The sequence below is a fragment of the Nocardia sp. NBC_01499 genome (genome assembly GCF_045040275.1).
Classification (GTDB): domain Bacteria; phylum Actinomycetota; class Actinomycetes; order Mycobacteriales; family Mycobacteriaceae; genus Nocardia.
In genome coordinates this window covers 6,605,980-6,626,466 of record NZ_CP109426.1, presented here as the reverse complement: position 1 = coordinate 6,626,466, position 20,487 = coordinate 6,605,980, and the positions used below count along the sequence as shown (strand labels likewise).

The following is a 20,487-nucleotide window of genomic DNA, read 5'->3' as shown; positions in this document are numbered from 1 at the left end:
GCCGACCGGTATTCCGGTCAGCCTATGGTGATCGCCATGGAGATGCCCGGTGAGCGCGATAAACATGCATGGCGCACCGAAATTCTTGCTCGACGGGCGGCGATGTCCGCCGAAGAGCATGCGACGAACACCCTCGGACTGGTTGCGGCCGCGGGTCGGCTCGACGTTCGCGAGTGGGTGTGCGCCTATGTGCCGGTGCGCGGTGAGCCGGGGTCGACGCAGGTGCTCGACGTGCTTCGTGCGGCGGGTGCCAGGGTGCTCGTGCCGGTCACCGGTCCGCCGGGGCCGTTGAATTGGGCCGAGTACACCGGCCGGAACAGCTTGCGGCGAGCCAGGTTCGGCCTGCTCGAGCCGATCGGCGAACCGCTGCCGACCGCCGCGGTCGGCTGGGCGGAGTTGATCTTGGTTCCGGCACTCGCGGTGGACAGGCACGGGGTGCGGCTCGGGCGCGGGGCCGGTTATTACGACCGAACGCTCGGCGCGGCACGCCCGGACGCGCGGCTGGTCGCGGTCGTCGGCGATGACGAACTCGTCAACCGGCTGCCTGCGGAGCCACACGACCGGAAAATGGGCTGGGCACTCACCCCCGGCCGCGGGTTGCTACGACTTGGCGAAGATCACGCCGCGGAATGAAAGGTAGATTGGCAACGTTGGCACTGTCGGCTGTAGAGTGCCAGATGACGAAAACTTGCGGAGGATGCTGTGCCAACTTACTCGTATGCGTGCACCCAGTGTGACAACCGCTTCGACATCGTTCAGTCCTTTTCCGACGATGCGCTGACGGTGTGCCCGGAGTGCTCCGGAAAGCTGCGCAAGCTGTTCAATTCGGTCGGCATCGTGTTCAAGGGCAGCGGCTTCTACCGCACCGACAGCCGCGGTGGCGCGTCCACCGCGAGCGAGCCCGCGAAGTCCGACAACGGTTCGAACGGGTCGAAGGAGTCGAGCTCGTCGACGTCGTCGAGCTCGGATTCCGGCTCGTCCAACGGCAGCAGCACGTCCACCAGCACCGCTGTGGCCAGCTGATTCTCCGAGTTATCCACAGCCTCTCAGTTATCCACAGGTAGCCCTTTTCCTGCCATGTCGGGTGGGCGCGCGGTCATAGGATTCGGCCATGACTCGCTCATTCGCCGATCTCGGCCGCGGCGGCGGACCGCGCTTCGGGGTGTGGCATCGACCACCCTGGGCAGACGGTTTGCTGGCGCGGCGACTGCTCGCCCTCGGCCTGGTATTGCTGGCCGCGATCCTGTTCCTGCGTGGTGATCCCGGCGCCGAACGGGCGTCGGTCGTCGTCGCCGGACATGATCTCGCACCGGGACACGTCCTCGAAGCGGATGACCTTCGATCGGCGCCCCGCGAATCCTCCGCACTGCCCGACGGCGTCGTGCGCGACCCGGCCGCGGTGATCGGTGCCACGTTGACCGGTGCGATGCGCGGCGGCGAGGTATTCACCGATATCCGCGTCGTCGGGCCGCGCCTGGCCGCCGTCGCGACCGGCGCGCGCGACGCGCGAATCGTGCCGATCCGCCTGGCCGACACCGCGGTCGCCGACATCCTGCGTGCGGGCGACCGGGTCGACGTGGTCGGCGGCGAAGAACAGGGCTCGCGACCCGCCCGCACCCTGGCCACCGATGCCGCGGTGGTGCTGGTATCCGGTCCCGGCGACGGACGCGCCGGCAAGGAACGGGTGGTCCTGGTCGCGATGGACGCCGAACACGCCACCGTCGTCGCGGCCGCGTCCCTGCACACCGCGCTCACCGTTGTCTTCCACTGAGTTGTCCGCACATTTGCCATCAAGGTCAACTAGCATCGGCGATGCCACGGGCGTCGACCGCCGAGCACCACTTGTCAGCTCCACACACGGCTTACCTACCCCGCCGGTTCCGCCGGCTGCCGTCCCCCTGGGAGGAGATATCGGCAATGCTCAAGGGTTTCAAGGACTTTCTATTCCGCGGAAACGTTGTCGACCTGGCGGTGGCGGTGGTCATCGGCACCGCGTTCGTCGCGATCGTCACCGCGTTCACCAATGGCATCGTCAACCCGATCCTGGCCGTCTTCGGCGGCAATAACGAACTCGGCCTCGGTTTCCAGCTGGTTGCCGATAAACCCGCGACCTTCGTTCAGGTCGGTCCGATCATCACCGCCGCGATCAACTTCGTGATCATCGCCGCGGTGTTGTACCTCGTGCTCGTGCTGCCCGCTCTGCATGTGAAGAAGCGGTTCAGCAAGGAGGCCGTCGAGCTCAGCGACACCGAACTGCTCATTCAGATCCGCGACCTGCTCGCCGAGGGGCAGCGCAGCGCGGGCGGTAAGCACGAGTCCTGAATATGCTTGTGCAAGAACAAGAAACGGGCCCGTCGCGGTAGCGTCGGGCCCGTTCCTATTGTGCTAGTTGATATTCGATATCAGCCGAGGCTGAAGGGCTGGCCCCACAAGACCATCCAGGTGATGACCGTGTCGGTCTCGATCTCGACCTTGACGAACGAGCGAGCCTGCGCGTAACCGCCGCAGCCGGACAGACCGATGGTCTCGTCGGCCCAGGTGGTCGAGGCGCTCGGACCGGTGAAGGCCCAGCTCTTCTTGTGCACCTCGTTGCCGAAGTCGTCGGCCTTTTCCCGGTCGATGACGTAGAACGACTTCGCCTGGCCCGGGCCGAGCGTCAGGTTGGCGCCGCCGGTGGTGCCGAGTTTCGGACTCTTGCCTTCCCAGTCGCTGCCGGCGGTCACGCCGCCGCTCCCGTCACCACCGGCGATGTTGACCTGGCAGCCGACGACGTAACCCGGCAGGATCGCGCCGCCCTTCGCGCCTTGGATGTCGACCGACGCGGACCCGGAGACCCACGCGTTGCGGTGCACCGGGGTGGAGCCCATCGACGGGCTGATATTGGCCGATTCGTTGGTCAGCCGGACCGTGACCACGGTGCCGTCGGACAGCGTCTTGACGAGTTCACCGCCCGGCAGCGGGATGAAGGTATCGGCGTTGGCCGCGCCGGTAGAGAAGAGCCCGACTGCGAGCGTGGCGGCGGCAGCGAGCCCGGCCACTCGCGCAAGTTTCTTACGGTTGATCATGTGTGTATGTCCTAAAGGATCGAATTCGCTTCAGCGAGAACAGAGATGGCGGATCCGGTGCGTCAGCCGATGCTGAACGGCGCACCGTAGAGGGTGGTCTTGGAGTAGTTGTCGCCGATGATCTCGACGACGCTGTACGACCTGGCCTGGGCGTACCCGGCACAGCCCTGGATCTCGATCTCGGCGTCCTGGTATTCGACCGAGTAGACACCCGGCTTGGTGATGTCCTTGGAGTCGATCTGCACGAACTTGACGTCACCCGGGCCGAGCTTCAGCCCGAGGGAGCCACCGACGTTGGCGCCATCGAGGTTGACGCCGCCGGAGACGCCCGCCGAGATGGCGGTATCGGCGATGCTGACCTGGCAACCGACGATGTAGCCGGTGTTCAGCTGCGACGTTCCGTGCGTGGACGAGTTGTTGGTGCCCGGAGCGTTGGTTGGGCCGTTGGTCGGGCCGACCTTGCCTTCGGGCGTGACAGTGATGTCGGCGACGGCATTACCCGACACCCACACGACGCGACCTGCGCCGTTGGCCGCCATCGACGGCGAAATCAAGGCGTGCTCGCTGTTGCGCGAGATGGTCACGCCGGGACCGATCTTCTGGCCGTCCGGCAACGGCACAAAGGTATCGGCGTTTGCGGCACCGGTCGAAAGTAGGCCCATGGCCACGGCAGCCGCAGCGCCGACGCCCGCAATGCGGACGCCTCGATGCAGACCGCTGGTGCGGATCTTGCTCATACTTCCCCTCATCAGGTTCTAGCGGTCGACCTCGGGTTGTCGAGGCCGAGTTTGCCCTTTCAGACCGGCATAGCGAGATGGAATGTTCTGTCCATCAAGCGAATTGCCGACCATCCCGTCATAGGACGATCTTGGGTGGGCCTTATGTTATTGCCTTTTGCCAGCTTTCTCACAGATTTCGCGTATGTTACTTCGAATATCCGCTAAGCTCGCCAAAAAGGTTGGGGTACAAGGCGTTTGCGCGCGAAACGAGCCCGTCGCGTAGGGCGCGACGGGCTCGTTTCGTTTGTCTGCGAGGTGCTACTCGCGTCGGCTCAGCCGAGGCTGAACGGGGCTCCCCACAGCGTCACCCAGGTGATGACGTTGTCGGTCTCGACCTCGACGCTGACGAATGCCCGCGCCTGGGCGTAACCGGCACAACCGGTCAGGCCGATGGTCTCGTCGGCCCAGGTGACCGAGCCGCTGGTGCCCTGGAACTTGTTGCGCTTCTTGTGCGCCTCGTTGCCGAAGTCGTCGGCCTGCTCGAGGTCGAGCACGTAGAAGGACTTCGACTCGCCCGGGCCGAGGGTCAGGTTGCCGCCGGTGGTGGCGCCGACACTCGGCTTGACGTTCTTGCCATCGCTCCAGTCGACCGAGCCGTCGACGCCGCCGGTGGTGCCACCACCCGCGATGTTGACCTGGCAGCCGACGGTGTAACCCGGGTAGATCGAGCCGCCCGCGGCACCGGACAGCTGGACCTGCGCGCTGCCGGAGACCCACGCGTTGCGGTGCACCGGGGTGGAACCCATGGACGGGTTGATGTTGGCGGATTCGCCGACCAGCTTGATCGTCACCACGGTGCCGTCGGACAGCGTCTTGGTGATTTCACCACCCGGCAGCGGGACAAAGGTATCGGCGTTCGCGGCGCCGGTGGAGAACAGGCCCAAGGCCATGGTGGCAGCGGCGCCGACACCGGCCATCCGTGCCAAGTTCTTACGGTTGATCATGTGTACTACCCCTCGAGGGATTGAGTTCGCTTCAGCGAGAAGAGTGTTCGTGTGTTTCGACAGACGTCAGCCGATGCTGAACGGCATCCCGTAGAGGGTGGTCTTCGAGTAGTTGTCGCCGATGATCTCGACGACCGTGTAGGCACGCGCCTGGGCGTAGCCCGCGCAACCCTGGATGTCGATCTCGGCATCCTGGTACTCGACGGAGTACGTGCCGGGCTTGGTGATGTCCTTGTAGTCGATCTGCACGAACTTGACTTCACCGGGGCCGAGGTTGAGCCCGATGGAACCGCCGACATTCGCGCCGCTGAGGTTGACGCCGCCGGAGACACCCGCCGAGATCGCGTCATCGGCGATGCTGACCTGGCAACCGACGATGTAGCCGGTGTTCAGCTGCGACACGCCATGCGTCGAGGAGTTGTTGGTGCCCGGAGCGTTGGTTGGGCCGTTCGTCGGGCCGACCTTGCCTTCGGGGGTGACAGAGACGTCGGCGACGGCATTACCCGACACCCACACGACACGGCCCGCGCCGTTGGCCGCCAGCGACGGCGAAATCAAGGCGTGTTCGCCATTTCGGGAAACGGTGACGCCGGGTCCGACCTTCTGACCGTCCGGCAACGGCACGAAGGCGTCCGCGTTCGCGGCACCGGTCGAAAGCAGTCCCATGGCCACGGCCGCGGCAGCGCCCACGCCCGCGACGCGGATACCGCGGCGCAGACCGTTGGTGCGGTTCTCGCTCATACTTCCCCTCATCAGGTTCAAACAGTCAACCTCGACGTTCGAGGGTGACAATGGTCCTCTCAGGCCCAGCTCAGTGTGTCGTCACTTTATTGCCGATGTGTAACCGGTTGTAAGTTCGGCGCAACGGTAGCTGGCAACGGAACCGAGCCGGGTTCCGCCGGGGCGACCACATATGCGCCGACCCGGGCCTGCGGGGTCCAGTTGTGGGTTGGCTCGTGGCGAACATTAAACGCTAGGTAACGGCGCTGCAACGTAAGCTTTCGTAAAGATCAATGTGATGTAGATCACAGTCGTTAACAAACAGACAATACTTAACGTGCATAAATGGCTGGCGGAGACAGTTGGGCCGACCGAACGGCGCTAACAAAGTCATTAAGGCGCCAAGCGCTGAATACGGCACAGAGCCGTACAAATCTCGGCGGAATAACGCCGATCTGAAATAGTCACAGGTAAGTTACGGCGAGCCGACTTCTCAATACGTAGCTGCTACGTAGATTTGGGCAATCAACCGTGATGCGGCGGCTTTTGCGCGCGCAACCAATCATCGGACGAGGAATCGTTTCCCGAGTCGTGTCCGCGTTCATCGCTCGTAGTGTCTGGGAGGGTGTCGCCGAAGATCTCGGCGAGACGCGCCGCATCCCTCGCCCGGCGAGCGGCCGGACGAGGGATGTCGTCGGAAGAACTGGAAACCGTAATCAGTCGACCAATCCGGAGAGCTCGCCGATCACCTTGCTCGCCAGCGGGCCGAGCGTCGCCATGCCGTCGCGCACCGCGGCGCGGGTGCCCGGCAGGTTGACCACCAGAGTGCTGCCGGAAATACCGGCGACGCCGCGGGACAGCCCGGCGTCCAGCGAACCGGCCACCCGACCGGACGAACGCAGCGCCTCGCTGATACCCGTCAGCTCGCGGTCGAGCACCTGGGAGGTGGCCTCCGGGGTGACGTCGCGCGGGGACATTCCGGTGCCGCCGACCGAGATGACCAGATCGACACCGCCGATCACCGCGGTGTTGAGCGCATTGCGGATCTCGACCTCGTCGGCCTGCACCGAGACCGACGCGTCCACGAGGAAGCCAGCCTCGGTGAGCAGCTCGGTGACCAGCGGGCCGAGCGAGTCAATACCTCCATGCGCCGTTCGATCATCGACGACCACCACCAGAGCACGCCCCGCCACCGGAGCATCGATTTCCATGGTGCTCACCGTAGCGGTTGTGCCGAGAACCGCTGCGGCCGTGTCGAGCTGCGGAGTCCGGCCACCCGGCAGTACCCGCATCACCTGCCACCGTCCGCGGGCGCGCCGGTCAGGGTCACGTCGACGGTCTTGGGGTTGTTGCCTTGGTCATCGGTGTAGGTGACCTTCACCTTGTCTCCTGGTTGGTGCGAACGGACCGCGGCGACGAGCGCGTCGCCGGTGGTGATGCTGCGGTCGTCGAGCTTGGTGATGATGACGCCCGACGGAATCCCGGCCTTCGCGGCGGGACCATCGGCGGTGGATTCCATCACCCGCGCGCCGTTGATCGCGTCCTGTGCCTGCGCCTGGATCTTGACGCCGATCTGCGCGTAGGTGGCGTGCCCAGTCTTGATGAGCTCGTCGGCGACGCGACGGGCCTGGTCGACCGGAATGGCGAAACCGAGGCCGATCGAGCCGCTCTGCTGGCCAGCTCCCGGCTCACCGGCGCCGAGGCTGGCGATCGCGGTGTTGATGCCGATGAGCTTGCCGGTGCCATCGACAAGCGCGCCACCGGAGTTACCGGGGTTGATCGCGGCGTCGGTCTGAATGGCGTCGATCACCGGGTTGACGCCGGGTGCGGTTTGCGGACCCTCGCCCTGGGTCGACACCGGCCGGTTCAGCGAGGAGACGATGCCGGTGGTCACGGTCCCGGCCAGGCCGAGCGGCGAGCCGATCGCGACGACCGGCTGGCCGACCTGCAGATCCGCCGAGGTGCCGAGATCGATCGGGGTCAGGCCGGTCTTGCCGGTGACCTTGATGACGGCGAGATCGGAGACCGGGTCGGCGCCGACGATGGTCGCGGGCGCGGAGCTGCCGTCGGCGAACAGGACGTCCATCTTGGCGCCGGGACCACCGCCCGCGGCGACGTGATTGTTGGTCAGGATGAGGCCGTCGGAGGACAGCACCACCCCGGAGCCCTCGCCCTCGGCGCGGCTGCTTGCGACCTTGATCATCACCACGCTCGGCAGTACCTTCTGCGCGACCGCCTGGGTCGAGCCCGCCGGCGCGTTGGAGACGTTGTTGACGTTGGGCTTCGGCTGGTCGAGCGCGTTGCTGATGGTCGACCGGCCGTTGTCCGAGTGCGTGGCGAGCGCGCCGACCGCGCCGCCGATGCCGCCGCTGACCAGTGCCAGCGCGACCGCACCCACGACAAGGCCGGTGCGGACCGGACGCCGGGCGGGCGCCTGCTGCACGCCGAGCGGAGCGCCCTGCTGCTCGAAGGGTTGTCCGTGCTCGAACGGCGGGGCGATGTAATCCGGGCCGGGGAACGGCTGGGTGTGCTGGTGCGGCGGCGGATAGTGCCCCATCGGCTGCTGCGCCTCGTATTGCGGCTGCTGCGCCTCGTAGGGCTGACGCGGCGCCTCGTACGGCCCGTACCCGGGCCCCTGCGGCGCGTAGCCGCCCCCGTATGGCGCGCCAACGGGCCCCGTCGGTGCGGCCGGGATCTGATCGGTCGGGTTGGGCTGATCCGGTGCGGCGTTCGCCGTTTCCGGCTCGTCCCGCCGGTCCTTCGAATCCTCGGTCATGGACTCCTCGTTTCTCCTCAGCATCTGTCGACAAGCTTGACGACGACGACTGAGAGCGGACTGAGACCGTGCTTTCAATTGTCCGAGACTGTGTACCCACTGTGCGCGGCCCTACCGACCGCTCCCCTCGCCATACGATACGGCTCCACCCGCCAGTTCGCCCGGCCCGCGAACATCGGATCCTGTGTCATCCAACACCACGGCGGCCGGTCGTGGGCGGTACGACAGACCCCGTGATGCGACTAGCGGGAGTGCGATCAGCTCGCGGGCCGTTCGCCTTCGCCCGGCAGGACGATCCTGATCCGGGCACCACCCCTGCCTGATGCCTCGATGGTGATCGTGCCGCCATGTTTCGTCACGACCTGCTTGACGATCGCCAAGCCGAGACCCGAGCCGGGCATGGAGCGCGAGGCGGTGGTCCGGTAGAAGCGCTCGAACACCAGCTCGCGTTCGGCGGGCGGGATACCTGGCCCAGCGTCGTCGACGGTCAGTTCGAGTAAGCCGCGCCCTGTTTCGCGCATCTCGACGTAGACCTGAGCCCCCGCCGGACTCCACTTCGCGGCGTTGTCGAGCACATTGAGGATCGCCCGCTCCAGGCCGGCCTCGTGGCCGTAGACGAACCACGGCCGCACCGCCGAGACGAACTCGACCGAGCCGCGGCGCCGACGTGCCCGTTCCAGCGCACGCTCGGCCACCTCGCCGAGATCAACGCGCTCGTAGACGGTTTCGGGCGCGTCCTCGCGCGCCAGGTCGACCAGGTCGCCGACCAGGTTCGACAGCTCCTCGATCTGTGCCATCACATCCGAGCGCAGTTCGGCCATGTCCTCATCCGGAATGCGCGGGGCGCCGGGACGACTCGATGCCATCAGCAGTTCGGTGTTCGTCCGCAGCGACGTGAGCGGGGTGCGCAGTTCGTGCCCGGCGTCGGCGACCAGTCGGCGCTGGCGGTCGCGTGATTCGGCCAGCGCGCGCAGCATCGCGTTGAAACTCTCGGTGAGCCGGGCGAGTTCGTCGTCGCCGGTCACCGGGATGGGCGTCAGGTCGTCGGTGCGGGCGATCCGCTCGGTCGCCGCGGTCAGCCGTCCGATCGGCCGCAATCCGGTGCGGCCGACGGCGGTACCTGCCGCGGCGGCGAGCACGACGCCGCAGCCACCGACGACGAACAGCAACCAGGCGAGTCGATCGAGCACGTTCCTTGTCGGCTCGAGCCGCTGCGAAATCACCAGGGTCGCGCCCTGATTCGTGTGCACCGCGAGCACGCGCTGACTGCCCACCGTGCGCAGCGACGAATTCAACTGACCGCGGAAGACTTCCATCTCCTGGGTCCCGACCGGCGGATCAGTCGCCTGCGGCGGCGAGTAGGGGCCGATGTCGGGGAAGATCAGCGCGATGCCGGTATCGGGGTAGAACGCGGTGGCCAGCACCAGATTCTGCAGGTTGAACCCGTAGGGATTACTGGCGATGACCGCGGTCGCCCGGCTGCGCAGCTCGGTATCCACGTTCGCGTACAACGCGCGCGCGACCAACGCGTAGGCCGCGATCGAGGTCACCGCGACGGCGATGGCGACTACCGACGCGGCGAGCAGCGTCACGCGCCAGCGCAGCGATACCGAGCGGGTGAGCGGGATCGGCGGCCGCATCTCGGCCGGGTCGGGCGGGCGCTGGCGTTGGCCGAGCCCGGCGACCACGGCGCGCTTGGGAACTGTTCGTGCCATGGTCGTTCCCCTACGGGGGTGTCTCCCTCAGCACGTAGCCGACACCGCGGACGGTGTGGATGAGGCGTGACTCGCCTTCGGCCTCGGTTTTGCGGCGCAAATAACCGATGTAGACCTCGAGTGCGTTGCCCGAGGTCGGGAAGTCGTAACCCCAGACCTCCTCGAGGATGCGGCTGCGGGTGAGCACGCGGCGCGGATTCGCCATCAGCATTTCCAGCAACGAGAACTCGGTGCGGGTGAGGCTGATCCCGCGTTCGCCGCGAGAAACCTCGCGGGTCACCGGATCCAGCGACAAATCGGCGAACGTCATTGCCTCCGAAACCTCTCCGGGATCGGCGGTCGTGCGTCGCAGTAGCGCACGCAAACGCGCGAGCAATTCTTCCAACGCGAAGGGTTTCGGCAAATAATCGTCGGCGCCGGCATCGAGTCCGGCAACCCGCTCCGACACCGAATCCCGTGCCGTCAAAACCAAAATCGGAAGATCGTCACCGGTGCTGCGCAGTCGCCTGCAGACCTCGAGACCGTCCATCCGAGGCATCATCACGTCGAGCACCAACGCGTCCGGCCGCTGACTCGTCGCCTTGTCGAGTGCGTCGACACCGTCCACCGCGAGGTCGACGGAGTAGCCGTTGAAGGTCAGTGACCGGCGCAGCGACTCGCGGACCGCGCGATCGTCGTCGACTACCAGAATGCGCATGCGACCAGTTTGACCGTATCGACTGAGAGGCGACTGAGAGGGGACCCTCGACACGCCGCGTCCAGGCCAGTGCGGCGCGCCGGATGCCAGCAGCCGATCAGCTATCAACGCTCCCACACCGTTTAGATCAATCGTCCAGGAACTATGTAGACTCACAAACTCATACAGCGCGAAACCTGTTACGCGTAGCCATATTCGGCCACGAGCAGACCTGATCCCTCGGATTGCCGACGGCCAGTCAGCACGGTATGTTCCCTGCGGTAAAAAGAAGACCTTGAGTTGGTTCTCGGCGGGTTGATCCAGACTGCTCCTAGACAGCCACCATTCGGGGACCATGCGCGGAGTGGAGGCGACGGAAGCGGAATGGAAGCTGCACCGCGTTCCTGGCAATTCAGCCTGTCCAACATGTCGGTCACGCGCAAGGTCGGCATCGTGCTGTTGCTGCCGGTGCTGCTCGCCTCAACCTTCGCTGGACTGCGGCTCAAGGACGAGCTCGGGGTGATCTCCAAGCTCGACGCGGCTACCGAGCAGGCCCGCATCCTGCGCCCGATGCTCGAATTCGGCGAGGCCACCGAGCAACTCGCGATCGTCGCGGTCAACGCCAAGCCGGAAGACCCCATCGACACGGTCGCGGCCAAGTTCGATCAGGCGGCCATCGACCTGGAAACCGCGCTGCGGACGAAGAAGGCCGACGACAGCACCACCAAGGAACTGCCTGCCGCCATCGCGGTGGCCCGCACCATGCGCAACGGAGTGCGCACCTCCTCACCCGCGACCATCGGCGGCCAGGTCGACGAGGTCGGCACCCGCATCATCACGGCGATCTCGGTGTCCTCATCGATCGAAGAGATCGTCATCCAGCGCTACTTCCTGCAGTTGGGTCTGATCGCCAACGCCTCACGCCTGCTCACCCAGGAGCAGATCATGGCGGCGACGGCGAGCGGCGGCAACAACCCGGCCGCGCTCGCGAGCATGCTGACCACGCTCGGCGCGGAAATGATGCTGACCTACTCCTATCCGCAGATGAGTCCGTCCTCCGCTACCAACGCGCAGATCCTGATCGACTCGGTGCAGACCAGGATCGGCGCGCTGAGCCAGAGCCCGAACAGCCTTGGCAGCAACGGGGTTATCACCGATTCGCTGCACACCAGCTCCGACGCCTATCGCCAGGCAACCACCGCGCTGCTCAACACAATCGACTCCAAGCTGGCCGACCGGACCATCGAGCTGCGTAGCGCGGTGCTGCGCGACGTCGCGATCGTGATCACCACGCTGCTCGCCGGTCTCGCCCTCGCCCTCGCGGTGGCGCGCTCGCTCGTCGTGCCGATTCGCCGGCTGCGCCATGACGCGCTGCAGGTCGCGCACGTCGACCTGCCGAACGAGATCGAGGTGGTGCGCGCGGGCGGCGCGACGCCGAAGATCACGCCGGTCGACATCCGCACCACCGAGGAGATCGGCCAGCTTGCCCGCGCGGTCGACGATATCCACCAGGCCTCGCTGCACCTGGCCGCCGAGCAGGCGCGGTTGCGGGTGCAGATCGGCAGCATGTTCGAAACCCTGTCGCGGCGCAGCCAATCGCTGGTCGAGCAGCAGCTCGCCCTGATCGAGGACCTCGAGCACGACGAGGACAACACCGAACGGCTGCAGAGCCTGTTCCGGCTCGACCACCTGGCCACTCGGATGCGCCGCAACGGCGACAATCTGCTCGTCCTCGCCGGTACCGCGCTGCGCCGTGGTCAACTGCACCCGGTCCAGCTCTCCGACATGCTCTGGAGCGCGGTCTCGCAGGTCGAGGACTATCAGCGGGTCGAGATCGGCGCCGTCCCCGACGGCATCGTCGCCGGCGAGCCCGCCATCGACATCGAGCATCTGCTCGCCGAACTGATCGACAACGCGCTGCGCTACTCGCCGCCGACCACTCCGGTCACGCTGTCGGTGGCCCGTGCGGTCGACGGTGGCTACCTGATCGAGATCATCGACCGCGGCCTCGGCATGTCGACCGAGGACCTGCGCGCGATCAACGACCGGCTCAGCTCCGGTGGCGAGGTCACCGTCGAAACCGCGCGCCGGATGGGTCTTTTCGTCGTCGGCAGGCTCGCCAAACGGCACACCATCACCGCCAACCTGCGGCGCACCTCCACCACGGCGCAGCAGCCCGGCGTCACCGCGAGCGTGCACCTGCCCGGCGCGTTGGTCGCGCCGCCGCTCGACACCACCGACCCGACCGGCAAGCCGCTGGAGCTGACCGGTGACTACGACCTGCCCGTGCAGCCGCGTGCCCTGACGCCGGTGCCGAATCTGCCGCAGCCCAACTCGGGACGGTTCGAGGTGACCAGCAACGGCCTGCCGCAGCGCAGGCCCGCGATCCGGGTCGCCGAACCGCCGGGCCAGCCCGCCGTTTCGGTGCCGGGCCGGACCAATACCCCCGACACCGACTCCGAATCGCAGCCCGCGACCGAACCGTGGTCGATCAACACCCCGACCGATGACCGGTCCCCCTTCGGTCCGCCGACGGTCGGCGTCGGATCGAGCAGCGGACCGAGCCGGAAGGTGGATGCGGAGCAGGAACGGCCCGCCGATCTGTGGACCGAATCCGCCAAAGAGCCTGAGCCCGAACCGACAATCCCGCAGAAGCGGGTGCCGCGCGAGGCAGAGCAGCCGAGTTCCGCACGGGAGCAGCCGAACATCTCGCGCGAGCCGACCCGAACCACCTCGCGCTCCGGCCTGCCCATCCGGCGACCGTCCGCCGTACCGGAACCCGCACCCGCTCCACCGCGCGCGGTGGAACCCGCGATGGTGACCTCCGCACGGTTGCAGCCGGTGGCCGGTGCCTCGCCGACCCCGATCTATCAGCGCATGGTTTCGGAATGGCTGGTCGAGCCCGCGACGACGGCGCAGTCGGCCGAGAGCACCTGGACCTCGCCCGCCGACGTGGGCTGGACCGCCGCCGAAGAGGCGACCCACCCGACACCGACCGGCCGCACCAGCGGTGGACTTCCTATCCGAACGCCGGGCGCGCAGCTCGTCCCCGGCGGTCTGGCACAGGCAGACGAATCGGGAGCCCGTGATCCCGAGGAGATTCGGAACAACCTGACCAGGCATCTCAGTGGGGTCCGCAGTGGGCGGGCCAATGCGCAGTACGACGACGGAGGGCTTGCATGACCAACGCGAACAGCACCACGGATGAGAACCTGAACTGGCTGGTCGCCAGATTCACCCGGGACGTGCCCGGCGTATCCCATGCGGTGCTGGTGTCGGCCGACGGCCTGCTGCAGGCGACCAGCCCGCACCTGCCGTCGGATCGGGCCGAGCAGCTCGCGGCCGTCACCGCTGGCCTTGCCAGTCTGTCGATGGGTGCCGCGTCGCTGTTCGACGGCGGCAAGGTGATGCAGTCGATCGTCGAGATGCAGCGCGGCTATCTGCTGGTGATGAGCGTCGGCAACGGTTCGCACCTGGCTGTGCTCGCCAACAAGTCGCACGACATCGGCCGGATCGGTTACGAGATGGCGCTGTTGGTCGACCGGGTCGGCACGGTGGTCACGGCCACCGCGCGTACCGCGGTTTGAGCGGGAGATGTCCAATCCGTACGGACCTGGACCTCGACCGACCACGCGCGTCCGACCCTATGCCCTGACCTCCGGGCGCACCGAGCCCGCGGTCGACCTGCCGCTGGAAGCGGTCATCGAGACCTTGTCCTACACTGCGCATCTCGACTGGCCCACCGGTGATGTCCGCACGGATATCCTTCGGCTCGGTACACACAAGCTTTCCGTGGCCGAGATCGCCGCTCAGCTGGATCGTCCGCTCGGCATGATCCGGGTGATGATCGGTGACCTCGTGGTCGACGGCATTGTGCGCCTGCATTCGACACTGACCGACGAGGCGAGTTTCGACGAGCGCCGTTCTTTGATGGAGAGGACTTTGCGTGGACTCCGTGCCCTATAAGAGAATCGGGCCCGACACCAACCCCGGCCAGGCCGACGGGGACAACCGGACCGCGTCCACGAAGATCGTGGTCGCCGGTGGTTTCGGGGTAGGTAAGACAACGTTTGTCGGCGCGGTGTCCGAGATCGTCCCCTTGCGGACCGAGGCCATGGTCACCCGGTTCTCCGACGGTATCGACGATCTCGCCGAGACCCCGGAGAAGGAAACCACCACGGTCGCCATGGATTTCGGCCGGATCATCCTGCCTGGCAACCTGGCGCTGTACCTGTTCGGCACGCCGGGGCAGCGGCGCTTCTGGTTCATGTGGGACGACCTGATCCGCGGCGCGATCGGCGCCGTCGTGCTCATCGATACCCGCAGGCTGGAGGACAGTTTCGCGGCGGTCGACTTCTTCGAGGCGCGGCAGCTGCCGTTCCTGGTCGCGGTCAATCGTTTTCCCAACGCGCCCCGCTTCCCCATCGCCGAGCTGCGCGAGGCGCTTGCGGTGCGCGAGAGCGTGCCGATCGTCGACATCGACGCGCGCAACGCCAACGAGGTGCGCCAGTCGCTGGCCGCGGTGACCGAGTACGCCATCCAACGCCTCGCCGCGCAGGAACGAGAACAGGCTGTTCTTTGACTTACTTCAGCATGGGCTACTGGATTATCGGCCTGTCGATAGCTGTGTCGCTGGTCGGCGCGCTGGTGGGCTTCAGTTGCATTCAGCAGTCGACGAAATCGGTGACGTCCAAGTTCCGGGTGGTGTGGCAGGCCTCGGCGGCGATCTCGATCGGCGGGATGGGGGTCTGGCTGCCGGTGTTCGTCTCGATGCTCGGTGTCGCGGTGCCGGGCAGCCTGGTCCGCTACGACGTGTGGAGTGTCGCTGCGGCAGGGGTGGTTTCGGTGCTCGCGGTGTGGGTCGCGCTCGTGCTCGCGGGACGGACGCTGAACATTGCGCGGCTGATCGGCGCCGGGGTGGTGATGGGCGGCGGGTTCGGCCTGATGCACTTCCTCGCTCTTGACGCGATGCACATTCAAGGTTCGACCGAGCTGCAACCGGCGCTGTTCGTCGGCGCGGTGGCGATCGCGATCGTAATCTCGCTGGCCACACTGTGGTTCACCCAGCCGAGGCGGCCGTTGGTGCTGCTGGTCGGCGCGGCGCTGGTGTTCGCCGCCGCGATCGCCGGCATGCATTACACCGATCTGGTCGGGTTGCGGATCACGCTCGCCAAGGCCAACTCGACGCCGCCCGGTGAGGATCTGTTCGGGTTCTTCGTTCCCGCGTTCGTGCTCGGCATGTTGTCGCTGGCCATCCCGATCAGCGCGATCCTGATCGCGCCGGACCGGCGCCTGTCGATCCCGACGCGGGTGCCTGCGCCGAATTCCGCGTTCTGAGCTGATCGCGCGGCATGGGTTCGGCGATGCCGCCGAATTCCCCGACGGCCCGATTTACAGTGAGTGACATGCGTTTCGGTCTGGACTATGCCGCGGCACGTCCGGGCGGCGCGGCGATTCGCGCGGCGGGTTTCGACTTCGTTGTCCGGTATCTGTCCGATGGTGGTGTCACCTTGCCAGGCAAGTTGCTGACCCCGGCCGAGGCGGACGATCTGCGCGCACACGGTGTGTCGATCGTGTCGAATTGGGAAACCACCGCGACCCGCATGCTGGACGGCTACGGTGCCGGGGTGGTCGACGCGCGCGCGGGCCTGGCCCAGGTGCTGCGCTGCGGTGGCCGACCGGACCGGCCGATCTACTTTTCCGCCGATTTCGATGTGACGGCGCAGGATCAGCAGCGGGTCAACGCCTACCTCGATGGCGCGGCGACGGTGCTCGATGTCGCGAATGTCGGTATCTATGGCGGGTATTGGTCGGTCAGCCGGGCGCTGGACGCGGGTAGCGCGAGTTGGGCGTGGCAGACCGATGCCTGGTCTGGGTCCACTGTGGAGGCGCGGCGCAGTATTCGGCAGACGTTGCGTCAGCAGCTTGTCGGTGGTGTGGTCTGCGATGTGAACGAGGCCGAGACGACGGATTTCGGTCAGTGGGATTTCTTGGCACAGGAGGACGCCGACGTGACGCCGGAGCAAGAGGCAGTGCTGCGCGATATCCAGATCCAGTTGCGCGGGCCGGGGCTGGCTGGCTGGCCGCAGTTGGGTGATGCGGACGGGCCCGGCCGCACGCTGGTGGATGGTGTCGCGGCCGCGTTGGCCCGGATCGCGGAGTTGGAGGGCGCGGTCGGTGAGTTGCGCACCGAGATCAGCGAATTGGAGGCGACTACGGCCGATCTGACGGAGCAGGTGCAGCGGCTGACGGGGCGGCATTGGCCGTGGCCGTTGTCGTTGATCGAGGGGCCTGCGGCGTTGGTCGGTGAGCAGTTGGCGCGGCTCGAGGCGATTCTGCCGGACTTGCCCGGTTTGCCCGGGCAGGGTGCGGGTACGCAGCACACATCCAGTAGTTCTGCGGTGGATTCGCGTGCTACGCGGTGATGGTGGCTGGTGCGGTGGGTGGTTCCGCATGCGCGCTGTTGATGTTGCGCGGCCGGGAAGTTGGCGATGAGCGGGTTCTCTCGGGAACCGGGAGAACCCGCCCTCGTGCACGAGGATACTGACGTCAGGACACGTTCGCATCACTTCGCGGAGACTTTTCCGGCTGCCAAAAACCAACTAACAGTAGGTATTTCGCCCGGTAGTTACCCGGTCGCAATCACATCGTGCACGAGGTTGCAACGTCGCCCAGACCAGACCGGTTGCTATCCGATTGCCACCTGTTCCAGCGTCGCGCGAAAGTTGGTCATCAACCCGGCGTGACGGCCCGATTCGGTCCTTCGACCATCGACCCGACGCGTTCGCCACCCACGACAGCAGCATGCGAGTTATCGTCGGCTGGCACATGGCGCTCGATCAGCGCCGCACATCCAGGTTCGTTCGAAGGAGTTCGCATGGCCGTCAACGTGGTGCTCGACAAGGCTCTCGACAAGGCGTACGAGAACAAGTCGCTGAACGAAATCCTCTCCGCTCCGCCCTCGGCCCTCGCCGGTCTCACCGAAGCGCACGACAAGCAGCTGCTGGACGCGCTCAAGATCAAGACTATCGCCGATCTGGCCAACAACAAGTACTTCCGGCTCGCCGCGACCCTCGCGGACCTCGCGGCCAAGGAAGGCTGAACGAGCCGAGATCCGATCCGAGCTAGATCGACAGCGGGCCCGCGGTATTCGCCGCGGGCCCGCTGTCGTTGTCGTCCGTCAGATTCGATCGAGATCGATCAGTCCGCGCCGCACCGCCGCGACCAAGCGACGCGGCACCTTGTGCACCACACCGGCCACGGTCACCGGCACCAGATCCGGCGGTGTCGCCTTCCATTGCGCGCGCCTGCTTCGGGTATTCGACCGCGACATCCTCCGCTTCGGTACCGCCATCTCAGCCCTCCCCTCGGCGCGTGCGCTTGCCGTATTTGCGCTCGAACTTCTCCACCCGGCCCTGACTGTCCAGCACGCGGTGCGCGCCGGTCCAGAACGGGTGTGAGTCCGAGGTCACGTCGACGGTCAGCAGCGGGTAGGTGTTGCCGTCGGTCCACTGCACGGTGCGCGTGCTGGTCGCGGTGGACCTGGTGAAGAACCGCTTGCCCGTGCCCGCGTCCTCGAACACCACCGGGTGGTAGTCCGGATGAATTCCTGTCTTCATTTCGCTTCTCCTCTCGGGCTTTTCACGTCTTCGATCGGCAGCGTGGTGTCGGCGGTCTCGCACGGGTCGGCATGCCAGGCACCAAAAGGGTCCTCCCACTGGGCAACTCGCTCGGGTGCGCGTTCGACCAGCCGCAGCTCGTCGTCCTCGACCAGCGCCCAGTGCAGCGCCTCGCGGATCTCGTTGGGGTCGGCGTCGTGCACCAGGATCACCAGCGAGATGTCCCGGTCGCCGAACTGGTCGTCCCAGCGCAGCGCGGCCATCGCCCGTCGGTCCGGATCCGCCTGCGCCAGTTCGGCTTCCGACATCGCGGCCAGCCAGCGGCCCGCGCTGCCGACGCGCAGGCCGCCGCCCGCGGACTCCAGCCAGGTCACCTCGTCGGGCTGGGTGGCAAGCCACATGCGCCCGCGTGCGGTCACCACGCCGTCGAAAAGGACGTCGAGCGCCTCGTGCAGTCGGCCGGGATGGAACGGCCTGCTCGCGGCGAATTCCAGAAGGGCGACACCGTAATCGCTGGTGAGCGGCGGCTGTCCACGTAGCAGCGGTGCGTGTGCGTCGAACACTGTACCGCGGCGGGAGTGGGCGGGAATTCGGTTGAGCAGCGCTTCGATACGTGCCGCGGTGAGCATGTTCGGATCGTCCACCCACGCCACCGGAGCATCGGGAACGAGGCGGCCGAGCACCGCGCCGAGCTTGCCGCGATCGACGTCGCCGCCCGCGGCAGCAGGGCCCAAAGCTATTACGGCGTCGGCGAATTCGACCTGACCGACGGCCACCTGCGCCACCGTGCGCTCGTCGTCGGCGCGGGCGAGCCCGCGCTCGGCAAGGGTCTCCTCGCCGGTGGCGTCGGCGAGCCACGCACCCGCGTCCAGGAACGTCAGCACGGCATCGATGCGCACATCGCGCCCGGCCGGTCCGTCGACGCGGCCCAGAATGCCTTCCACCACAACGTGTTCGATGGCATGACAGACCGCCTCGGCCTCGAAGGCCGGATCGAGCGCGAGCACGATGCGCTCGACCGCGTCCCGCGCGGCGAGCGTGCGCAGCAGTGGGAGCAGGTCGATCCGCAGGGTGCAGGAGACGCAGCCGTGCGCGAGTTCGAGCACGTCCGATGTCTCGTAGGTCGCGCTGCGCACCGTGCGGTGCACGATGCCCTCGCGCAGCTGGCCGAGGTCGTGGTGGACGACGACGGTGCCTGGCGCGTCATTGCACAGCGCGGTCGCCGCGTGGTCGGCGCCCGCCGCGGCCGGTCCGGCGAATCCCGCGAGCACCACGACCGGTGTTCGCCGGTCGGTCTCAGATGGGAGCACTGACAGCACCCCTTTCGATAACGATTTTCATTTGCGTCAGGGCAACGGTACATTGTCGATCAGCCGTTGTCGAAAATGATTGTCATCTACCGGAGGGAGCCCGCATGTCGGCCCACTGCCAGGTCACCGGGCGCAAACCCGGGTTCGGCAAGTCCGTCTCGCACTCACACAAGCGAACGAATCGGCGCTGGGATCCCAATATCCAGCGCAAGACCTACTTCCTGCCCAGCGAGGGACGGCGCGTCACGCTGACCGTCTCGGCCAAGGGCATCAAGACCATCGACCGGGACGGGATCGAGGCGGTAGTCGCTCGGATCCGGGCCCGGGGCGACAGGATCTGACCAGGAGAAACCCATGGCGTCCAAATCGACCGAGCTGCGGCCGATCGTCAAACTGAAGTCCACCGCCGGCACCGGATACACCTACGTGACCAGGAAGAACCGCCGCAACGATCCCGACAGGATGGTGCTGCGCAAATTCGACCCCGTCGTCCGCAAGCACGTCGATTTTCGCGAGGAGCGTTGAACACGATGCCGGACAACATCTTTCCCGAGGAGCGCTGACGTGGCGAAGAAATCGAAGATAGCCCGCAACGCGCAACGCGCGGCCGTCGTCGCGCGCTACGCCGAGCGAAGGGCCGCGCTGAAAGAGCTCATCCGCAAGCCGGGCACATCGGCCACCGTGCGCGCCGAAGCCGCCGCTGAACTGCGACGACAGCCGCGCGATGCCAGTCCGGTACGATTGCGCAATCGGGACGCCGCTGACGGACGACCGCGCGGTCACCTCCGGAAGTTCGGATTGTCCCGTGTGCGTGTGCGCGAGATGGCCCATCGGGGCGAGTTGCCCGGTGTGCGCAAATCGAGCTGGTAGACAACCACCGTTC

25 protein-coding genes are annotated in these 20,487 nt (G+C 66.6%); 14 read left to right on the top strand and 11 right to left on the bottom strand.

The window, feature by feature from the left end; translation table 11 throughout:
• Nucleotides 1-36 precede the first annotated feature (36 nt).
• The 4 genes from OG203_RS30295 (at nt 37) to mscL (ending at nt 2,322) form a co-directional block, all read left to right on the top strand.
• Nucleotides 37-633, top strand: coding sequence for a 5-formyltetrahydrofolate cyclo-ligase (locus OG203_RS30295; RefSeq protein ID WP_405160645.1), 597 nt, complete (start codon nt 37-39; stop codon nt 631-633).
• A gap of 69 nt (nt 634-702) precedes the next feature.
• The gene (locus OG203_RS30290; protein WP_405160644.1) at nt 703-1,023 is read left to right on the top strand and encodes an FmdB family zinc ribbon protein; all 321 of its coding nucleotides are present in this window, start codon (nt 703-705) and stop codon (nt 1,021-1,023) included.
• Nucleotides 1,024-1,111: 88 nt separating this feature from the next.
• Nucleotides 1,112-1,771: an SAF domain-containing protein gene (locus OG203_RS30285; RefSeq protein WP_405160643.1), complete on the top strand. Its 660-nt coding sequence runs from the start codon at nt 1,112-1,114 to the stop codon at nt 1,769-1,771.
• A 146-nt stretch (nt 1,772-1,917) separates the two neighbouring features.
• Nucleotides 1,918-2,322: a large conductance mechanosensitive channel protein MscL gene (mscL, locus tag OG203_RS30280; protein ID WP_357381770.1), complete on the top strand. Its 405-nt coding sequence runs from the start codon at nt 1,918-1,920 to the stop codon at nt 2,320-2,322.
• 80 nt (nt 2,323-2,402) lie between these two features.
• Here mscL and OG203_RS30275 read toward each other — a convergent pair whose 3' ends face one another.
• The 8 genes from OG203_RS30275 to OG203_RS30240 all read right to left on the bottom strand — a co-directional run bounded on the left by OG203_RS30275 (nt 2,403) and on the right by OG203_RS30240 (nt 10,696).
• Nucleotides 2,403-3,065, bottom strand: coding sequence for an MspA family porin (locus OG203_RS30275; protein WP_405160642.1), 663 nt, complete (start codon nt 3,063-3,065; stop codon nt 2,403-2,405).
• Between the two features lie 62 nt (nt 3,066-3,127).
• Entirely contained in the window at nt 3,128-3,802 is a 675-nt protein-coding gene (locus OG203_RS30270; protein WP_405160641.1) for an MspA family porin, read from the bottom strand.
• 314 nt (nt 3,803-4,116) lie between these two features.
• The gene (locus tag OG203_RS30265; RefSeq protein ID WP_405160640.1) at nt 4,117-4,788 is read right to left on the bottom strand and encodes an MspA family porin; all 672 of its coding nucleotides are present in this window, start codon (nt 4,786-4,788) and stop codon (nt 4,117-4,119) included.
• 66 nt (nt 4,789-4,854) lie between these two features.
• On the bottom strand, nt 4,855-5,529 hold the full coding sequence (locus OG203_RS30260; RefSeq protein WP_405160639.1) for an MspA family porin: 675 nt from the start codon (nt 5,527-5,529) through the stop codon (nt 4,855-4,857).
• Nucleotides 5,530-6,224: 695 nt separating this feature from the next.
• Nucleotides 6,225-6,719, bottom strand: a complete 495-nt coding sequence (locus tag OG203_RS30255) for a molybdenum cofactor biosynthesis protein B (protein WP_405160638.1) — start codon at nt 6,717-6,719, stop codon at nt 6,225-6,227.
• A gap of 80 nt (nt 6,720-6,799) precedes the next feature.
• Complete coding sequence (locus OG203_RS30250; RefSeq protein ID WP_405160637.1) at nt 6,800-8,284, bottom strand: trypsin-like peptidase domain-containing protein; 1,485 nt, start codon at nt 8,282-8,284, stop codon at nt 6,800-6,802.
• A gap of 257 nt (nt 8,285-8,541) precedes the next feature.
• The gene (locus OG203_RS30245; RefSeq protein WP_405160636.1) at nt 8,542-9,999 is read right to left on the bottom strand and encodes an ATP-binding protein; all 1,458 of its coding nucleotides are present in this window, start codon (nt 9,997-9,999) and stop codon (nt 8,542-8,544) included.
• A 10-nt stretch (nt 10,000-10,009) separates the two neighbouring features.
• Nucleotides 10,010-10,696, bottom strand: coding sequence for a response regulator transcription factor (locus tag OG203_RS30240; RefSeq protein WP_150402038.1), 687 nt, complete (start codon nt 10,694-10,696; stop codon nt 10,010-10,012).
• Between the two features lie 363 nt (nt 10,697-11,059).
• On the opposite strand from OG203_RS30240, the gene OG203_RS30235 reads away from it, so the two are divergent.
• The 7 genes from OG203_RS30235 to OG203_RS30205 all read left to right on the top strand — a co-directional run bounded on the left by OG203_RS30235 (nt 11,060) and on the right by OG203_RS30205 (nt 17,777).
• Nucleotides 11,060-13,858, top strand: a complete 2,799-nt coding sequence (locus OG203_RS30235; RefSeq protein ID WP_405160635.1) for an ATP-binding protein — start codon at nt 11,060-11,062, stop codon at nt 13,856-13,858.
• Nucleotides 13,855-14,262 carry a roadblock/LC7 domain-containing protein gene (locus OG203_RS30230; protein ID WP_107659354.1) on the top strand — a complete coding sequence of 136 codons (408 nt, stop codon included), beginning with the start codon at nt 13,855-13,857 and terminating at the stop codon, nt 14,260-14,262. The genes OG203_RS30235 and OG203_RS30230 overlap by 4 nt, the downstream gene beginning before the upstream one ends.
• Before the next feature lie 7 nt (nt 14,263-14,269).
• A complete protein-coding gene (locus tag OG203_RS30225) occupies nt 14,270-14,641 on the top strand; it encodes a DUF742 domain-containing protein (protein WP_405160634.1) in 372 nt (123 codons plus the stop codon).
• On the top strand, nt 14,631-15,257 hold the full coding sequence (locus OG203_RS30220; protein ID WP_379281097.1) for an ATP/GTP-binding protein: 627 nt from the start codon (nt 14,631-14,633) through the stop codon (nt 15,255-15,257). The genes OG203_RS30225 and OG203_RS30220 overlap by 11 nt, the downstream gene beginning before the upstream one ends.
• Nucleotides 15,254-16,012 carry an MHYT domain-containing protein gene (locus tag OG203_RS30215; protein ID WP_405160633.1) on the top strand — a complete coding sequence of 253 codons (759 nt, stop codon included), beginning with the start codon at nt 15,254-15,256 and terminating at the stop codon, nt 16,010-16,012. The genes OG203_RS30220 and OG203_RS30215 overlap by 4 nt, the downstream gene beginning before the upstream one ends.
• A gap of 68 nt (nt 16,013-16,080) precedes the next feature.
• Nucleotides 16,081-17,100 (top strand): glycoside hydrolase domain-containing protein, encoded by a 1,020-nt coding sequence (locus OG203_RS30210; RefSeq protein WP_405160632.1) that lies wholly within the window; start codon nt 16,081-16,083, stop codon nt 17,098-17,100.
• Nucleotides 17,101-17,552: 452 nt separating this feature from the next.
• Complete coding sequence (locus tag OG203_RS30205; RefSeq protein WP_364723029.1) at nt 17,553-17,777, top strand: hypothetical protein; 225 nt, start codon at nt 17,553-17,555, stop codon at nt 17,775-17,777.
• A 78-nt stretch (nt 17,778-17,855) separates the two neighbouring features.
• Here the strand turns inward: OG203_RS30205 and rpmF are convergent, their stop codons facing one another.
• From rpmF to mrf, 3 genes are read right to left on the bottom strand one after another with little or no spacing between them, the layout of a single operon-like run.
• Nucleotides 17,856-18,029, bottom strand: coding sequence for a 50S ribosomal protein L32 (gene rpmF / locus OG203_RS30200; RefSeq protein WP_405160631.1), 174 nt, complete (start codon nt 18,027-18,029; stop codon nt 17,856-17,858).
• 1 nt (nt 18,030) lies between these two features.
• Nucleotides 18,031-18,294, bottom strand: coding sequence for a type B 50S ribosomal protein L31 (locus tag OG203_RS30195; RefSeq protein ID WP_405160630.1), 264 nt, complete (start codon nt 18,292-18,294; stop codon nt 18,031-18,033).
• Nucleotides 18,291-19,604 carry a ribosome hibernation factor-recruiting GTPase MRF gene (gene mrf / locus OG203_RS30190; RefSeq protein WP_405160629.1) on the bottom strand — a complete coding sequence of 438 codons (1,314 nt, stop codon included), beginning with the start codon at nt 19,602-19,604 and terminating at the stop codon, nt 18,291-18,293. The genes OG203_RS30195 and mrf overlap by 4 nt, the downstream gene beginning before the upstream one ends.
• A 104-nt stretch (nt 19,605-19,708) precedes the next feature.
• On the opposite strand from mrf, the gene rpmB reads away from it, so the two are divergent.
• From rpmB to rpsN, 3 genes are read left to right on the top strand one after another with little or no spacing between them, the layout of a single operon-like run.
• Nucleotides 19,709-19,945 carry a 50S ribosomal protein L28 gene (rpmB, locus tag OG203_RS30185; protein WP_405160628.1) on the top strand — a complete coding sequence of 79 codons (237 nt, stop codon included), beginning with the start codon at nt 19,709-19,711 and terminating at the stop codon, nt 19,943-19,945.
• A gap of 13 nt (nt 19,946-19,958) precedes the next feature.
• Entirely contained in the window at nt 19,959-20,129 is a 171-nt protein-coding gene (gene rpmG / locus OG203_RS30180) for a 50S ribosomal protein L33 (RefSeq protein WP_150402028.1), read from the top strand.
• A 39-nt stretch (nt 20,130-20,168) separates the two neighbouring features.
• Nucleotides 20,169-20,474 carry a 30S ribosomal protein S14 gene (rpsN, locus tag OG203_RS30175; RefSeq protein ID WP_405160627.1) on the top strand — a complete coding sequence of 102 codons (306 nt, stop codon included), beginning with the start codon at nt 20,169-20,171 and terminating at the stop codon, nt 20,472-20,474.
• Nucleotides 20,475-20,487: the final 13 nt, after the last annotated feature.

What these genes read in the sequence shown, in the direction of transcription:
- OG203_RS30295 (WP_405160645.1), top strand. Translation starts at nt 37, where the DNA reads ATGGAGATGCCCGGTGAGCGCGATAAACATGCATGGCGCACCGAAATT.
- OG203_RS30285 (WP_405160643.1), top strand. Translation starts at nt 1,112, where the DNA reads ATGACTCGCTCATTCGCCGATCTCGGCCGCGGCGGCGGACCGCGCTTC.
- mscL (WP_357381770.1), top strand. Translation starts at nt 1,918, where the DNA reads ATGCTCAAGGGTTTCAAGGACTTTCTATTCCGCGGAAACGTTGTCGAC.
- OG203_RS30275 (WP_405160642.1), bottom strand. Translation starts at nt 3,065, where the DNA reads ATGATCAACCGTAAGAAACTTGCGCGAGTGGCCGGGCTCGCTGCCGCC.
- OG203_RS30270 (WP_405160641.1), bottom strand. Translation starts at nt 3,802, where the DNA reads ATGAGCAAGATCCGCACCAGCGGTCTGCATCGAGGCGTCCGCATTGCG.
- OG203_RS30265 (WP_405160640.1), bottom strand. Translation starts at nt 4,788, where the DNA reads ATGATCAACCGTAAGAACTTGGCACGGATGGCCGGTGTCGGCGCCGCT.
- OG203_RS30260 (WP_405160639.1), bottom strand. Translation starts at nt 5,529, where the DNA reads ATGAGCGAGAACCGCACCAACGGTCTGCGCCGCGGTATCCGCGTCGCG.
- OG203_RS30255 (WP_405160638.1), bottom strand. Translation starts at nt 6,719, where the DNA reads ATGGAAATCGATGCTCCGGTGGCGGGGCGTGCTCTGGTGGTGGTCGTC.
- OG203_RS30250 (WP_405160637.1), bottom strand. Translation starts at nt 8,284, where the DNA reads ATGACCGAGGATTCGAAGGACCGGCGGGACGAGCCGGAAACGGCGAAC.
- OG203_RS30245 (WP_405160636.1), bottom strand. Translation starts at nt 9,999, where the DNA reads ATGGCACGAACAGTTCCCAAGCGCGCCGTGGTCGCCGGGCTCGGCCAA.
- OG203_RS30240 (WP_150402038.1), bottom strand. Translation starts at nt 10,696, where the DNA reads ATGCGCATTCTGGTAGTCGACGACGATCGCGCGGTCCGCGAGTCGCTG.
- OG203_RS30235 (WP_405160635.1), top strand. Translation starts at nt 11,060, where the DNA reads ATGGAAGCTGCACCGCGTTCCTGGCAATTCAGCCTGTCCAACATGTCG.
- OG203_RS30230 (WP_107659354.1), top strand. Translation starts at nt 13,855, where the DNA reads ATGACCAACGCGAACAGCACCACGGATGAGAACCTGAACTGGCTGGTC.
- OG203_RS30225 (WP_405160634.1), top strand. Translation starts at nt 14,270, where the DNA reads ATGTCCAATCCGTACGGACCTGGACCTCGACCGACCACGCGCGTCCGA.
- OG203_RS30210 (WP_405160632.1), top strand. Translation starts at nt 16,081, where the DNA reads ATGCGTTTCGGTCTGGACTATGCCGCGGCACGTCCGGGCGGCGCGGCG.
- OG203_RS30205 (WP_364723029.1), top strand. Translation starts at nt 17,553, where the DNA reads ATGGCCGTCAACGTGGTGCTCGACAAGGCTCTCGACAAGGCGTACGAG.
- rpmF (WP_405160631.1), bottom strand. Translation starts at nt 18,029, where the DNA reads ATGGCGGTACCGAAGCGGAGGATGTCGCGGTCGAATACCCGAAGCAGG.
- OG203_RS30195 (WP_405160630.1), bottom strand. Translation starts at nt 18,294, where the DNA reads ATGAAGACAGGAATTCATCCGGACTACCACCCGGTGGTGTTCGAGGAC.
- rpmB (WP_405160628.1), top strand. Translation starts at nt 19,709, where the DNA reads ATGTCGGCCCACTGCCAGGTCACCGGGCGCAAACCCGGGTTCGGCAAG.
- rpmG (WP_150402028.1), top strand. Translation starts at nt 19,959, where the DNA reads ATGGCGTCCAAATCGACCGAGCTGCGGCCGATCGTCAAACTGAAGTCC.